This is a genomic window from Pseudoalteromonas sp. Xi13 (assembly GCF_003952205.1).
Taxonomy (GTDB): Bacteria; Pseudomonadota; Gammaproteobacteria; order Enterobacterales; family Alteromonadaceae; genus Pseudoalteromonas; species Pseudoalteromonas atlantica.
Genome location: NZ_CP034439.1, coordinates 1,838,334 through 1,851,507, shown reverse-complemented (window position 1 = coordinate 1,851,507; position 13,174 = coordinate 1,838,334). Strand labels below are relative to the sequence as shown.

Annotated in this window: 13 protein-coding genes; 12 read left to right on the top strand and 1 reads right to left on the bottom strand. The window is 40.4% G+C overall.

Translation table 11 applies throughout. The features are described from left to right. The first annotated feature begins 89 nt into the window (after positions 1 to 89). Together EJ103_RS08355 and EJ103_RS08350 are read left to right on the top strand one after the other, a co-directional pair. A complete protein-coding gene (locus EJ103_RS08355; protein WP_004586602.1) occupies positions 90 to 1,784 on the top strand; it encodes an NAD-dependent malic enzyme in 1,695 nt (564 codons plus the stop codon). Positions 1,785 to 1,936: 152 nt separating this feature from the next. Beyond that, positions 1,937 to 2,665 carry an SIMPL domain-containing protein gene (locus tag EJ103_RS08350; protein ID WP_054982514.1) on the top strand — a complete coding sequence of 243 codons (729 nt, stop codon included), beginning with the start codon at positions 1,937 to 1,939 and terminating at the stop codon, positions 2,663 to 2,665. Here EJ103_RS08350 and EJ103_RS08345 read toward each other — a convergent pair. Further along, complete coding sequence (locus EJ103_RS08345; protein ID WP_126007064.1) at positions 2,655 to 4,013, bottom strand: DUF2254 domain-containing protein; 1,359 nt, start codon at positions 4,011 to 4,013, stop codon at positions 2,655 to 2,657. The genes EJ103_RS08350 and EJ103_RS08345 overlap by 11 nt on opposite strands. A 118-nt stretch (positions 4,014 to 4,131) precedes the next feature. On the opposite strand from EJ103_RS08345, the gene EJ103_RS08340 reads away from it, so the two are divergent. From EJ103_RS08340 to EJ103_RS08295, 10 genes are all read left to right on the top strand, one after another. Continuing rightward, the gene (locus EJ103_RS08340) at positions 4,132 to 4,506 is read left to right on the top strand and encodes an MAPEG family protein (protein ID WP_054982679.1); all 375 of its coding nucleotides are present in this window, start codon (positions 4,132 to 4,134) and stop codon (positions 4,504 to 4,506) included. A gap of 11 nt (positions 4,507 to 4,517) precedes the next feature. Beyond that, positions 4,518 to 5,147 (top strand): sulfotransferase, encoded by a 630-nt coding sequence (locus tag EJ103_RS08335; protein ID WP_126007062.1) that lies wholly within the window; start codon positions 4,518 to 4,520, stop codon positions 5,145 to 5,147. A 75-nt stretch (positions 5,148 to 5,222) separates the two neighbouring features. Next, on the top strand, positions 5,223 to 5,795 hold the full coding sequence (locus EJ103_RS08330) for a tRNA-(ms[2]io[6]A)-hydroxylase (RefSeq protein WP_055014789.1): 573 nt from the start codon (positions 5,223 to 5,225) through the stop codon (positions 5,793 to 5,795). 183 nt (positions 5,796 to 5,978) lie between these two features. Continuing rightward, on the top strand, positions 5,979 to 7,898 hold the full coding sequence (locus EJ103_RS08325) for a pilus assembly protein N-terminal domain-containing protein (RefSeq protein WP_126007060.1): 1,920 nt from the start codon (positions 5,979 to 5,981) through the stop codon (positions 7,896 to 7,898). After that, a complete protein-coding gene (locus EJ103_RS08320) occupies positions 7,895 to 8,572 on the top strand; it encodes a hypothetical protein (protein WP_126007058.1) in 678 nt (225 codons plus the stop codon). Before EJ103_RS08325 ends, EJ103_RS08320 begins: the two co-directional genes overlap by 4 nt. A gap of 395 nt (positions 8,573 to 8,967) precedes the next feature. Continuing rightward, entirely contained in the window at positions 8,968 to 9,357 is a 390-nt protein-coding gene (locus EJ103_RS08315) for a hypothetical protein (RefSeq protein WP_024033620.1), read from the top strand. A 64-nt stretch (positions 9,358 to 9,421) separates the two neighbouring features. Beyond that, the gene (locus EJ103_RS08310; RefSeq protein WP_126007056.1) at positions 9,422 to 10,189 is read left to right on the top strand and encodes a hypothetical protein; all 768 of its coding nucleotides are present in this window, start codon (positions 9,422 to 9,424) and stop codon (positions 10,187 to 10,189) included. 6 nt (positions 10,190 to 10,195) lie between these two features. Beyond that, positions 10,196 to 11,494: an ATPase, T2SS/T4P/T4SS family gene (locus EJ103_RS08305; protein ID WP_126007054.1), complete on the top strand. Its 1,299-nt coding sequence runs from the start codon at positions 10,196 to 10,198 to the stop codon at positions 11,492 to 11,494. Next, on the top strand, positions 11,487 to 12,362 hold the full coding sequence (locus EJ103_RS08300; protein ID WP_126007052.1) for a type II secretion system F family protein: 876 nt from the start codon (positions 11,487 to 11,489) through the stop codon (positions 12,360 to 12,362). The genes EJ103_RS08305 and EJ103_RS08300 overlap by 8 nt, the downstream gene beginning before the upstream one ends. After that, positions 12,359 to 13,174, top strand: a complete 816-nt coding sequence (locus EJ103_RS08295; protein ID WP_126007051.1) for a type II secretion system F family protein — start codon at positions 12,359 to 12,361, stop codon at positions 13,172 to 13,174. Before EJ103_RS08300 ends, EJ103_RS08295 begins: the two co-directional genes overlap by 4 nt.

Here is a 13,174-nt window from a genome sequence, read left to right as displayed (position 1 = left end):
GGTCTGACAAGCTTAATTGTCATTGCAATTTAACCTTTTACAATGATAATGGCAGATCATAACTTAAGACTCCGTTAAAGCCTGGAAATATGACAACTAATACTGATCCTAACTACCTTTATATTCCTTACTCTGGCCCTGGCCTAATTGAAACTCCGCTTTTAAACAAAGGCAGCGCGTTTAGTAAAAAAGAACGCGAAAACTTTAACCTTGCGGGTTTGCTTCCTCCACGTTTTGAAACAATTGAAGAGCAGGTTGAGCGTTGTTATCAGCAGTATTCAAGCTTTAACGATAACTTAAACAAGCATATTTACTTGCGTGCCATTCAAGATAACAACGAAACACTTTACTACCGTTTAGTGCGCGATCATCTTGAAGAAATGATGCCAATTATTTACACGCCAACGGTTGGTGATGCCTGTGAAAAATTCTCAGATATTTACCGCAGTGCACGTGGCTTATTTATTTCGTACGAAGATCGCTATCAAATTGACGACATTCTACGTAACGCCACCAAAGGCAAAGTAAAAGTAATTGTGGTTACCGATGGCGAACGTATTTTAGGCCTAGGCGATCAGGGTATTGGTGGCATGGGTATTCCTATTGGTAAATTATCACTTTACACAGCGTGTGGTGGTATTAGCCCAGCGTACACATTACCTGTAATGCTTGATGTAGGTACTAACAACGAAAAACTGCTTAATGACCCTATGTACATGGGCGCGCGTCATAAGCGTATTGCGCAAGATGAATACGATGAGTTTTTAGACTTGTTCATCAAAGCGGTTAAACGTCGCTGGCCAAATGTATTACTGCAGTTTGAAGATTTTGCACAGCCAAACGCTATGCCATTACTTAAACGCTACCGTAACGAAATTTGTAGCTTTAATGATGACATTCAAGGTACTGCAGCGGTAACTGTGGGCTCTTTATTAGCTGCGTGTCGTGTTAAAGGCTCAACCCTTAGCGAGCAAAAAGTGGTATTTGTTGGCGCAGGCTCAGCCGGTTGTGGTATTGCAGAGCAAATTATTAGCCAAATGGTGTTTGAAGGCATTAGCGAAGCACAAGCGCGCAGCCAAGTGTTTATGGTTGACCGTTTTGGCCTACTCACTGAAGGCATGGAAGGCTTACGCGATTTCCAACAAGCACTAGCGCAACCACAAGCTGCATTAAGCGAGTGGACTTACAGCGGCGAATACGCTTCATTATTAGATGTAATGCACTGTGCAGCACCTGATATTTTAATTGGTGTATCGGGTCAACCGGGTTTATTTACCGAGCAAGTTATCCGCGCTATGCATTCAGGCTGTGAACAACCGATTATTTTCCCATTAAGTAATCCATCTAAGCAGGTTGAAGCACACCCAGCTGATGTTATTAAATGGACTGAAGGTAAAGCACTTGTAGCAACGGGTAGCCCATTTGAACCAGTAGAGTTTAATGGTGAAGTGTTCCCAATTCCACAGTGTAACAACAGTTATATTTTCCCAGGTATTGGCCTAGGTGTAATTGCAGCAAAAGCAACACGCATTACCGATGCAATGCTGAGTATGTCGAGCGAAATGCTTGCTGAGTCATCCCCCCGTGCAAACACCGGTAAAGGCAGCTTATTACCTGCACTGACTGAAATTGAAACGTTAAGTAAGCGTATTGCATTTGCAGTGGCTAAAAAAGCAATTGAAGAGGGCGTAGCTCTTGAGATTAGCGACGATGCACTCTGGGCTGCTATTGATAGAAATTACTGGTTACCTAAATACCGTAACTACAAACGTTGCAGCATTTAATTACGCTGAGTAACGTAAAGTAAATAAGGCTGTACGTTGCGTTACAGCCAGTTACAAAAAACAGGCAATTGCCTGTTTTTTTGTGCTTGTTCATTTATTGTTAACCACGTAGGCTCTTTAATGGTGACAACAAAAATACAATGGATAATGCAATGAAAACACACATTCTTTTATTAAGTAGCGCAATTGCCTTAAGTACCTTGAGCCTTGATGCGCATGCAAACTCAACACCTAACGCTCCTCATATTTATGTTAAAGGTGAAGCAACCGTAACCACTATGCCTGACTACGTACAATTAAGCGTAGGCATTGTAGAAATAGATAAAGACCTAATTGATGCTAAAAACAAAGCCGATAAAACCATGGCTAAAGCGATCAAATTAGTAAAAGAGCTTGGCATTAAAGACGGTAATATTAATGCAGGGCATATTTCTATAAATCGCGAAAGCCAATACAACAGAAGCTCTGGCGAGCAAGAATTTAAAGGCTTTAGAGTGTCGCGCACGTTAAGCGTTAAACTCTCGCAAATCGAAAAATACCCTCAGCTGTTACAAAACCTGGTAAATAACGGCATTAACCAAATAAATCAAACTCAATTTTTAGCAAGTAACTATGAAGAGCTGCACAAACAAGCGCAAAAATTGGCCATTCAAGATGCCCGTAAAGCCGCCAAAGAATTAAGTGCCGATTACGGCGTTGAGCTAAAAGGGTTATATACGGCATCGCTAAGCCCAATGAACGTACCTGCTCAGCCTTATGCACGCTCAGAAAAAACCATGATGGTGGCAGATAGCGCACCCGGTAATTTTGTTCCAGATGCGTATCATGCTGGAGAAATTAAAGTAACAGCGTCTAGCTATGCGGTTTACTTTATTGACTAGTGTGCTGGCAGGTAAAACGAGCCACTAGTTTATCCCCTTGTGGCTTGCTAATGCGGGCAATCGCGTTAAGCATGTTGGTAATTTCTTGTCTGTCGTATTCGTTACTTACATGTTCGTTTATGTCATCTACAATGGCATTTAAGTAATTAAATAGGCTGTTTCGGGCTGCATCATTGCCATGCGCTACAAACAATATATTTTTAAATGCCTCTAAAACGTTCGTCATTACATACGCATCGCCTTTTGCGTAATTACGCAGTGGCGTAAAGTTATCGTGCAGTAACTCATCAAAACTGGTTTCGTGTATAAAGAGTAGCGGGGCGTTGTCGCTGTGTTTAAACGAATAGTTTGTATCGCTAAGCGACAGGCGCTCAATTAATAAAATACTCAGCATATCTATCGATTTAACCGCTGTACCAGGATCGTTAATACCTGGGCTCATTGCTTTAACGGCAATTTCTGAAATTTGCGTTAATCCATAACGGTAATGATCGCTAATGTACTCTTCTATATAAAAAATAAAGCAGTCTAAAATTTTAGCGATAAGTTCTTCGTTGTTAGAAATGTCTTTATCGCATTTTAAAAACGGATAGCCTTTAACGGTAAAGTAACCTTGGTTTACCGAGATATACACCCGAATATTTTCCTCGGCTAATATGGCGCATAACTTATCTGTATGCACCCCTTTGTAATAACCCTCGGTGGTGCTATTAACTGAGTGCCATTGAGTAAAATCAGGAAAGTCAGTGAATGGTTTTTCTGATTGCCTATCAATAATGGCTTTAATTTCGCGTTTAGTTTGGCTAAATAAACCGTTAAGTACATTATCTACTTGAATAGCTTTAGATATTGAATGAATAAAAAATACAAACAAGCCAAGCGACACTAAACCAAACACCAATGACAGCAGTACCCCAAGCGATGGGATAGCGGTATCGCCACCTTCAAGCTTATTAATATTAATGAGCATAATAATTGAGTAAATTATGCTGCCTAAATAAAAACCCAATACCATTTGATGCGATTTACGGGTAATAAGCCCAGGTACAACCCGCGGAGATAAACTGGCACTGGCCGAATTTAAAACCACCATCACCATAGAAAAACTAAACACCGTAAGCGATATAATACTGCCTGCTAGCGTGCTTAAAATGGTGCGGGCATTTTCGGCGCTATCTACCAGCACAACAGATATAAACGCCTTGAGCTGCTCTACAGGTGCTATGTATTCAAGCGACATGGTAATTACAGCAAAAAGTAAAAAACCAACCGAAAGTACAGAAGGGTAAAAGCCAATGCTGTTGATCATTTCACGATAGCGGTCGGCTACTTTGCGAGGGACAAACATAAATTCCTTTCATTGCGTTATAAAATTCAACTAATACACACTGTAGCATAGTTACTAAGTAAACTTATGATTGTGCAAAACTATGTTATTATTGCCAAAAATAAAACAGGACAACACCGTGATAGTTTCTACGTATGCTGCGCTTTTAGCGTTTTATTATATTTACTTAAGTTTTAATGTGATCAAAGTGCGCCGCAGCGAACAAGTGTCGCTTGGCGATAACGGCAACCCTAAATTACAACGTGCTGTGCGTGCCCATGCTAATTTTATGGAATACGTACCTTTTGCGATTATTTTGCTTTTTTTAGCCGAATACCAAGGCCTTGCCAGCCATTATTGTAATATTTTAGGGGGCGCATTATTAATAGGGCGTGTTTTTCACAATTTAGGCATTGTTGAAAACAACCTTAAGTATCGCCAAATTGGTACCATTGCCACCTTTTTAGTGATGGTTATTAGTGCCTTTTTGTTGCTTGTAACACGCAATAGTTAGAAATAGCTGTTATGAGTAAAATATTTATAATAGGGCTTCCGCGTACAGGCACCACCAGTGTATGCCACGCTTTTTTAGAGTTTGGCATTGCCACGGCGCACACCGCGTACACTTCGTATTGTTTTGAAAACGCTACAGCCATAGCCGATACCCCTGTATTTAATGACTACCCAGCGTTAGATAGCCATTACCCCGGCGCTAAATTTATATATTTAGCGCGTGAAAAAACACCCTGGATTGCCTCAATTAGGCAATTGCTGCTGCGAATGCATACTAATTTAACGCGCCCAGACGGTGGTTTTAATATTCATATAAAACGGTGTTACTTAACGACCTTTACTGACTTATCGATTGATAATATTAACCAGGATGATTATTTAGCAAAGTGCTACAACACACATTTAGCCAACGCGCGTGAGTATTTTAAGCACCGCAGTAACGACTACTTAGAAATTGATATAGCAAAGCCACAAAGTTTTACCGAGCTTACTGCGTTTTTGGGCGTTAAAAGCGAGCTTACAGACTTTGAAAAAATGAACATAGGCGGCAAAGTGACCGCATGGAACGATATTAAACACCCGTTAAAAATTGACTCAACAGCAAAAGGGCGCATAGATAAGCATTTACCTTATATGCGTTAATTTTGCTCTTCGCTGCAAGATTTTTACTATTAAATACGCTAAAATCCCCGCATTATTTTTTAAGTAGTACAAAAAATGTTTGAATTAAAATACAACACCCCCTTTGAATGGACCGAAGCGGTTTTAGCCGACTTTAATACGTTTTTACAAGACCACGCTGCTGCTGAGAAAAAGGCATCGGGCATGGCTATTTCTATGCTGTCTCATTACCCAGACAAGCGTAAACTGGTAAAAGCCATGACCGATTTAGCGCTTGAGGAGTTAATCCACTTTAAACAAGTGCTTAAACTGCTTATTGAACGCGATACTAATTTAGGTGATGACAAAAAAGATCCATACATAAAACAAATACGCGCTTTATTTAGACATGGCCGTGATGGATTTTTAATGGATAGATTACTGGTTGGCGGCGTTATTGAAGCCCGCGGCCACGAGCGTTTTTCATTGGTTGCCCAAGCATTACCAGAGGGTAAAGAAAAAGACTTTTATGTGGCGATTGCTAAATCAGAAGAAAAACATAAAAACTTATTTGTAGAGCTAGCGTACGAGTACTTTGATAAAGAAGAAGTTGATGTTCGTTTAGAAGAGCTACTAGTCGCTGAAGCCGAAATTTGTAAAAGCATTCCTTTTACTGCCGCACTGCATTAATACTTTTGGCACAAAGCACTGCTTTGTGCCTTCTCTCCTAACTTCATTTGCATTTTGCAAATCAAAATACTAAAGCCGTCTGTGCTTATATCTCCAATTATTTTAATTTATTGAATTTAAAGCTAAATATTTGCTGGTCTTAAACTTGCTCTGTTAATTCAACGCATACTTGAGGACGCGCATATGTTTAAAGCCATTATTTTTGTAATACTTTTTTTACCGTGCTGTGTATACGCCAAGCAAAGCAATTTAAATTACATAGAAAACGCCAATGGCGATAGAGTAAAAAAAGTATCCCACTTAGTTAAGTGGACCCATACTCGCTTTGTATTTAACCGCGATATAGCACGTGTTGCGCTAGGCCACGAAACTACACTCGATGTAAACGTAGTAAACGGACGCGAGCTATTAATTTTAGCTAAAAAGTTGGGCCGCACCTCTATGATGGTGTGGTATGACGACAACACATCAGAAACATTTTTACTGGGCGTGACCGAAGACTACAGTGTACTTGAAAATGCCCTTAACGATATTCATCCTAACTTAGCGCTCACTATCGCACCTGATAGACACGCGGTAGTTCTACGCGGCGAAGTACCTACGCTTAATTATCGCCATGCAGCCCACGAAGCGGCAAAAAACTATTTATATGCTAGTAGCTCGCAATCGGCGCAACCCGTTATTACCTCTGCGCCTAACCAAGGAATGTTTAATTCTTTAGCGCAGCGTTTACAGGGCATGGGTAATTTAAACAATGGTTTAGCACAAAGTTCAAGTAAAGTAGCAATTATTAACCTTATTAAAGTTACGCAAGCGCCAAAGCCTAAGGAAGCGCGCATAGCGCAGGTGTTAAAATCGATGGGGGCTGACAAAGTAACTGTAAAACGTATTTCGGTTGATGAGTTATCTAACGATGATAACGATGTGTTTATGCTCAGCGGCACGGTTAAAAATCAAATTGAACTGGTGCGTTTGTTAAATACCATCAATAAATTATTTGAACCAGAGCAAGCAAGCCAAGCACCCACATCGGCACTAGATCCAAACGGGCTTATCAGTAGTACAACGCAAAACGAAACAAGCGCTATTGAAGTACTCGCAAATGAGTCTGGCGGCTTACTAAATGACGATTCTGGCCTGACTTTAAGTAATGTAAATTCAAACGTAGCGCGGGCAACTTTGCTTTCGGTGGCTAAAGGTAAAGTGCTATCAAGCATTGAAGTAGAAGACTTACCTCAAGTGAGGGTGTCGGTGCAGCTTTATGAAGTTAATCAGCGCCGCTTAAAACAATGGCGTCCAGATATTAGTGTGCTTTCGAATGGGTATAACAACGAGCAAGGTTTATTTGGCCTACAAGGCATGAATGCCCGTGAGACTGGCTCAGCATCAATAGAAAACGCACTGCAATTAATTGGCGGACAATTAACAAATAACTTGCAGTTATCAACCTCGCAATTTGCCATTGATATGTTGTTTTCTTTGCTAGAGCAAGAGGGAATTTCAAGAACCCTTTCGCGACCTACACTTACCGTGCTTGCAGGCGAAAGCGCGGTATTTAAAGTGGGCGGCGAAGTGCCAGTACCTACAAGCTACAGCCCATCTGGCGTTACCAGCGGGCAACAAGGTAACAGCGGTTCTGTGTTTAGTGGTACTGAGTTTAAATCGTTCGGCGTTGAGCTCAATGTACGTGCTTTAGTGGATGACAAAGACCGCATAACCCTTGATTTAAATCCGGTTATTTCATTGCCAGACACCACACTTACAGCAGAAATAGCGCAAAGCACCGGCAGCAGTTTAAACAGCAGTGCATTTAATACGCGCAGCATGCAAACTTCTACCCGTTTACAAGACGGGCAACCTTTAATTATTGGTGGCTTAATTAGTACAGATAACAACGCCAGTCACGACTTTGTACCTGATGCAAACGGCGAGAGCCTGTTTGGTAAATTAAGCGAAACAACCAGTAAAAGCGAAAACAACCGCGAGTTGATTATTGTGGTTACCCCTAATTTAGTCCGCGAGCCGGTTAATAATTTACGCGTATGGCAAACAGTTGATTTAGATAGCCAAATGGCCAGTTTTATACAGGAGCAAGGGTTATGAAAATAATATATATCGTTATTTTACTGAGTATATCGGGCTGCGCACATATAGATTATGCGCCCAGTGTAAACCCACATACTGCGCTAAGTGAAATTGTTACTAAGTATGCACTAAACAGCAGTGCTTTAACTTGTGAAGGGGTAAGCGCGGTTAATTGTTTAGCCTTAGTGCATGAGCTTAATCAGTTAATGCTTGAGCACCCAAACAATAAGGTTATTTTATCTGTATCAGCTTATGCGCTGTATAAAAGCGGACGTGCTAATCAGGCGCAATCGGTAATAAACAAGCTTCTTAATTTACCTAATCCGCCTTTAAACGCGCTGTCTTTAAGCATTAACTTAGCTATTGAGCAAGGCAATTTAGCCAAAGCAAAACAAATTGCCCAATACGCTATTGATGAATTTGGTACTGAGGCTTCACCGTATTTACAAATGGCGTCTATTTATTATGCGCAAGGGCATTATGTTATCGCAGCTAATTATTTAGAGCTTGCCTATAAATTTGGCACGCATAAAAGCCATTATTACTATCACAAAGGGCTAATAGCTGAGGCGACACCTGATAACGCATTGGCGTGTCATTATTATAATGAGGCAATAGGTTTTGATGCGCACCACAGCCAAGCCACAGCGCGCTACGCGAAACTTTCGGTACTTGGTAATTGTAAAAGTTAAGGCCGCAAGGCCTTTTTATTTTATAAAACTGCGCACTCCTTAGTTAAACCCGCTCATAAAAAGTAAAAACAACGTACCTACCTAAACAATTAAAATAGCCTTACTCGTCGTTGTTTAAACCTATCTCACTTTATGAATACCCCCCATCAAATTGCTCGTCTCTCTTACTTTTAAAAGCTTGCCATAAATGAGTTAACAGCTGCCTTTGAATTAATCTCTGCTTGCCTTGTAACGAACTTTAATAATGATTTGCAAAATGCGAATCATAACAAGGATAAGCAAAGCATATTTCAAATAACAAAAATAAATAATTGATTTTTATAGGCTTAATTAATGGCATGGTCCTCGCAATATGTAAAGTGGGCATAAGCTCTAACACATTTAAGGTGATCATTATGAAAACTATGAAAAGCAACTTAAACGGTAAAAAACAACAAGGCTTTGTACTTACGTCTGAGCTAATTATTCTTTCAACTTCTATGGTGGCAGCGCTGGTAATTGGTTTATCAACCTTACGAGACTCTGTAACCAGCGAGCTTGAAGATGTAGCAGAAGCAATTGGCTCGTTAGATCAAAGCTATGTATTTGATGGCATGATTAACGCCGAAGGTACTGCAGAAATTTCAGGCTCTGGCTATGTTGATGCAGTAGATGTTTACGCAGGCGATGGTAGCTCGTTTACTTTTGTTGCCTCTGACTTTAGTGAAAGTGCTGCACTTATTAATGCAACGCCAAGCGGCGATGCTGCAACACGTACAGCAGCAGGTGGTTCACAAGGTAATTAAAATTATAACTACCTAAATCACACTGCCACAACCGTGTGGCAGTGAAATTTGTCAGGAGGAAATTATGAAAAGTAAAAATAATAAAGGGGCGACTACCGCTGCACTCACCTTACTTATCACCTCTGGCATGTTGGCCTCAGCGCTTGGCATCAGACAAGTAAACGAACAAGACTTAGTTACTGCCTGGGTGGTAAATAAAAATATGTCGGCGGGGCAAGTAGTGAGTGTGCACGACATTGCCCAAAAAGATGTAAACCCCAGTAACTATGCAAATATGGCGCTAAGTATACAAAATCCCCGCGCCTTTATTGGTAAGCAATTAGCCACTAATAAAATGGGTGAACAACCACTATTTGAAACAGATTTTATGCAGGTTAAAAGCCAAAATTTATCAGAGGCGATCCCCGCAGGCAGAGTGCTGTATACATTAAAATTAACCACTTTAGATATTCCATTATCGCGGGTGCACAAAGGCGACCGCTTAGATATTGTTGCTAAAACAAAACGGCTTGTAAGAACCGTTGCGCGCGATGTGCAGCTTATTGGTATTTCAAAAGGTCCTGGCAGTAAAGCACAAAAAAATGGCGTGATGGACAGCCTAGCAAAAAAAGAGCCGGCAACCAGCGCGGGTGTGTCATTAGTGTTGGCTGTACTTCCTAAAGATGTGTATTCGTTAGCCGCAATTGATACCCAAGATAAGGTATCGATAATTGTGCACAGCGCTTATGACATTGAACAAGGGCGCTTACAAAATTTCTCCCAATTACAAACTAGCCGAACAATTCAAGTGGTTAAAGGCGTTAAAAACCAAGCTGTTTATGTAGCTAAGTGAGGCGCTATGTTTAATTTATCAAGTAAACCAGAGTCTGTACAAACCAATTTAAATACCTTTGAATCACTTAAAAAAATTCTCCACGATGCAGTAATTGAAGAATACGAGCAAGACCCAAGTGCTTTACTGAATGATGCGCTGCTTGAAAAAATATCCGCCCTTTGCAGTGATATTGACGAATTTGCACAATCATCATTTAACAGCCATCAACAAGCTCAAGTAGTACAAGCCGTTTACGACGAAATACAAGGTTTAGGACCAATAGCGCAATTTATGCTGGATGACCAAGTAAGCGATATTTTAATTAACGATACGCAAAATATTTGGATAGATAAGCAAGGTAAATTGCTATGTACAGCCAGTAAGTTTGACGATGAACGTCACTTACGTCGTTTTGTTGATAGATTACTTGATAGTTGCGCTCGACAAGTTAACGCTCTGAATCCCATTGTAGATGGCAAACTAAAAGATGGCAGCAGGGTACATATTGTAGTGCCACCGGCATGCACCAGTGCTGCTATTGTTTCGATTAGAAAATTTAACCACAAAAAAATTAACGATGATTTTTTAATCGACAATAAGTTTTTAAGCAAAAACTGCCTCACTTTTTTAAAATCCGCGGTGGCCTTAGGGGTTAATATTTTAGTGTGTGGAAATGCCGGCGCAGGCAAAACCACTTTATTAAATGTACTGGCTAATTCAATAAATACTAACGAGCGGGTAGTAACTATAGAAGAAAGTGCAGAGCTAAATTTGCACCATAATCATGTGGTGCAATTAGAGGCGCACGACACCAACAGCGATGGCAAAGGCGCCGTTACCCTGCGTGATTTAGTAAAAGCGGCACTAAGAATGCGCGCCGATAGAATACTTGTAGGTGAAGTACGCGCAGGTGAAGTAATAGACATGCTGCAAGCCATGAACTGCGGCCACCAAGGCTCAATGACCACCGTACATGCTAATAGTGCAAGCGATGCGGTAACCCGATTATCAACGCTAGTGCAATTACATAACGCGCAGCTAAGCGACACCCACACCAGCGCATTAATCGCATCAAGCATTCAGTTAATTGTGCATGTTTCTCGAAATACAAACGGTGTAAGAACCCTAAAAAGTATTGGTGAAATAAAGCGTGTAAACGGACGTGCGCAATACTCTGCGCTGTATAGCGTAAGCGATACCGAGCAAGTAAATGATAAGGCAATTAGTACCTCAAGCGTGGTGAGCTTTATGCAAAGCCAAGGTGCTAACGCAAACGAAATAAGTGCATTACTGCAACCGGCCAGGGAGCGTAATTATGAATAAACTTGATTACTTACTGGCCATAGCAAGTGTTATGTCATTTACCTTAGCACTGAGTGTTTTTATAACCCTTAAAGTAAAAACACACGCTGCAAATACTAAGCACGAGGTCGATGTACTTGAAGAAAAAGACATTATCACAGTATCACTGCGGGTACTTGGGATTAACATCAGTAATGCTTTATTTATAAGCGTTGCTTGCTCGCTTGCCACCAGTACTTGGTATGTTGCACAGTACTTTTATCCTCAAGCAACTACAAGTGCATTAATCGTTTCTTTGGTTGTATTTATAACCTGCTTTATTGTGATTATTGATTTAGCGCACTATAAATTAGCCAAGTTTGAGCACTTATTTTTAGAGTACATAGAAACCGTACAATCGTGTTTAACTACTGGCCTTTCACTTGTTCAGGCTATGCAATTTGCCGACGAACACGCCGATAAATACATTAAACCGCAAAGTCATTTATTACTGCAGCGCTTAAATATGGGCAGTGATATACAAGGCTCGTTTGCCCCTTTAATTAAACGCTACAACTGCGAAACCGTGCGGTTATTTGCACATAGCATAATTACTCATACACAAAGCCAGTGCGATTTAACTGACATGCTTAAAAGTGTATGCAAAATGATGTCGTTAAGAACGCTAGATCGCCAGCAGCTCAAAGCTAAGCTTTCTGGTACTAAATACGCTGCGCTGTTTAGTGGCGTTTTACCCTACGCTTTAGTGCCTTTATTTAATTACACCGATCCAACCTGGTTCGATCCGCTGTTAAATAACCCCAATGGCATGGCCTTTATTACCGTTGCTGTGCTTTGCCAGTTATTTGGCTTTTTATGGCTTCGCCTAAGCTTGAGGGTAACGCTATGATAGACCTATTTTTATTTGTTGGCTTATTGGTGAGTATGGGTGCATTTATCCATATTCAAAAGCAGTCATTAAAAGCTGAGGTTCAGCAACCTATCAAAACCAATATAAATTGGTACCCATTAATTGTTATTTCAAAAAGCCAATTTAGACAAGCAGGGTATCAGTTAAATAAAATTTTATTGAGCATGTACTGCTTTAAAATGGCCGCCACATTTTGTACTTATACTGCCATAGAGATCACTGGTTATGTATTAAGTACACCGCTTGTAGCCATTATCTGTTTTATTAGCTTTTTTGCGCCTGATATGTGGTTTTTATTTAAAAAAGGCCAGCGTAAAGTACTAATAAACAATAGCTTAGAGTTTTTTTTAAGTGTGCTGTTAGTGTATATGCGCGTAGGCTTTTCGCTAGAGCGCGCATTTGCTTTAGCAGTTGATCATGGGCTAAGTAAAAAACACCCTTTATATAAAGAGCTTAAACTATTTTTGTTTGAGCTCAGTGCCGGTAAAGACCGCGAAACAGCCTTTAATTCGTTATATGACAGAACAGGGGTCTCGGGTTTAAAAAAATTAGCTAATTTAATGCTTATAGGCTCTAAACTTGGCACTCCGTTAATACAAGCGGTTGAGTCACAATTAGAGAGCTTTGCGCTTAAAAAAAATATTTTATTAGCTAAAAAAGTAAATAAAAAAGCACTGCATACCACCTTTCCCATTATCTTAATTTGTTTTCCTATGTTTTTAGTACTGGTGTTTTTTCCTGCGGCGTTGCAGGTAATGAATGTACTAAAAATGCTGGTTGAAGTGCTATAG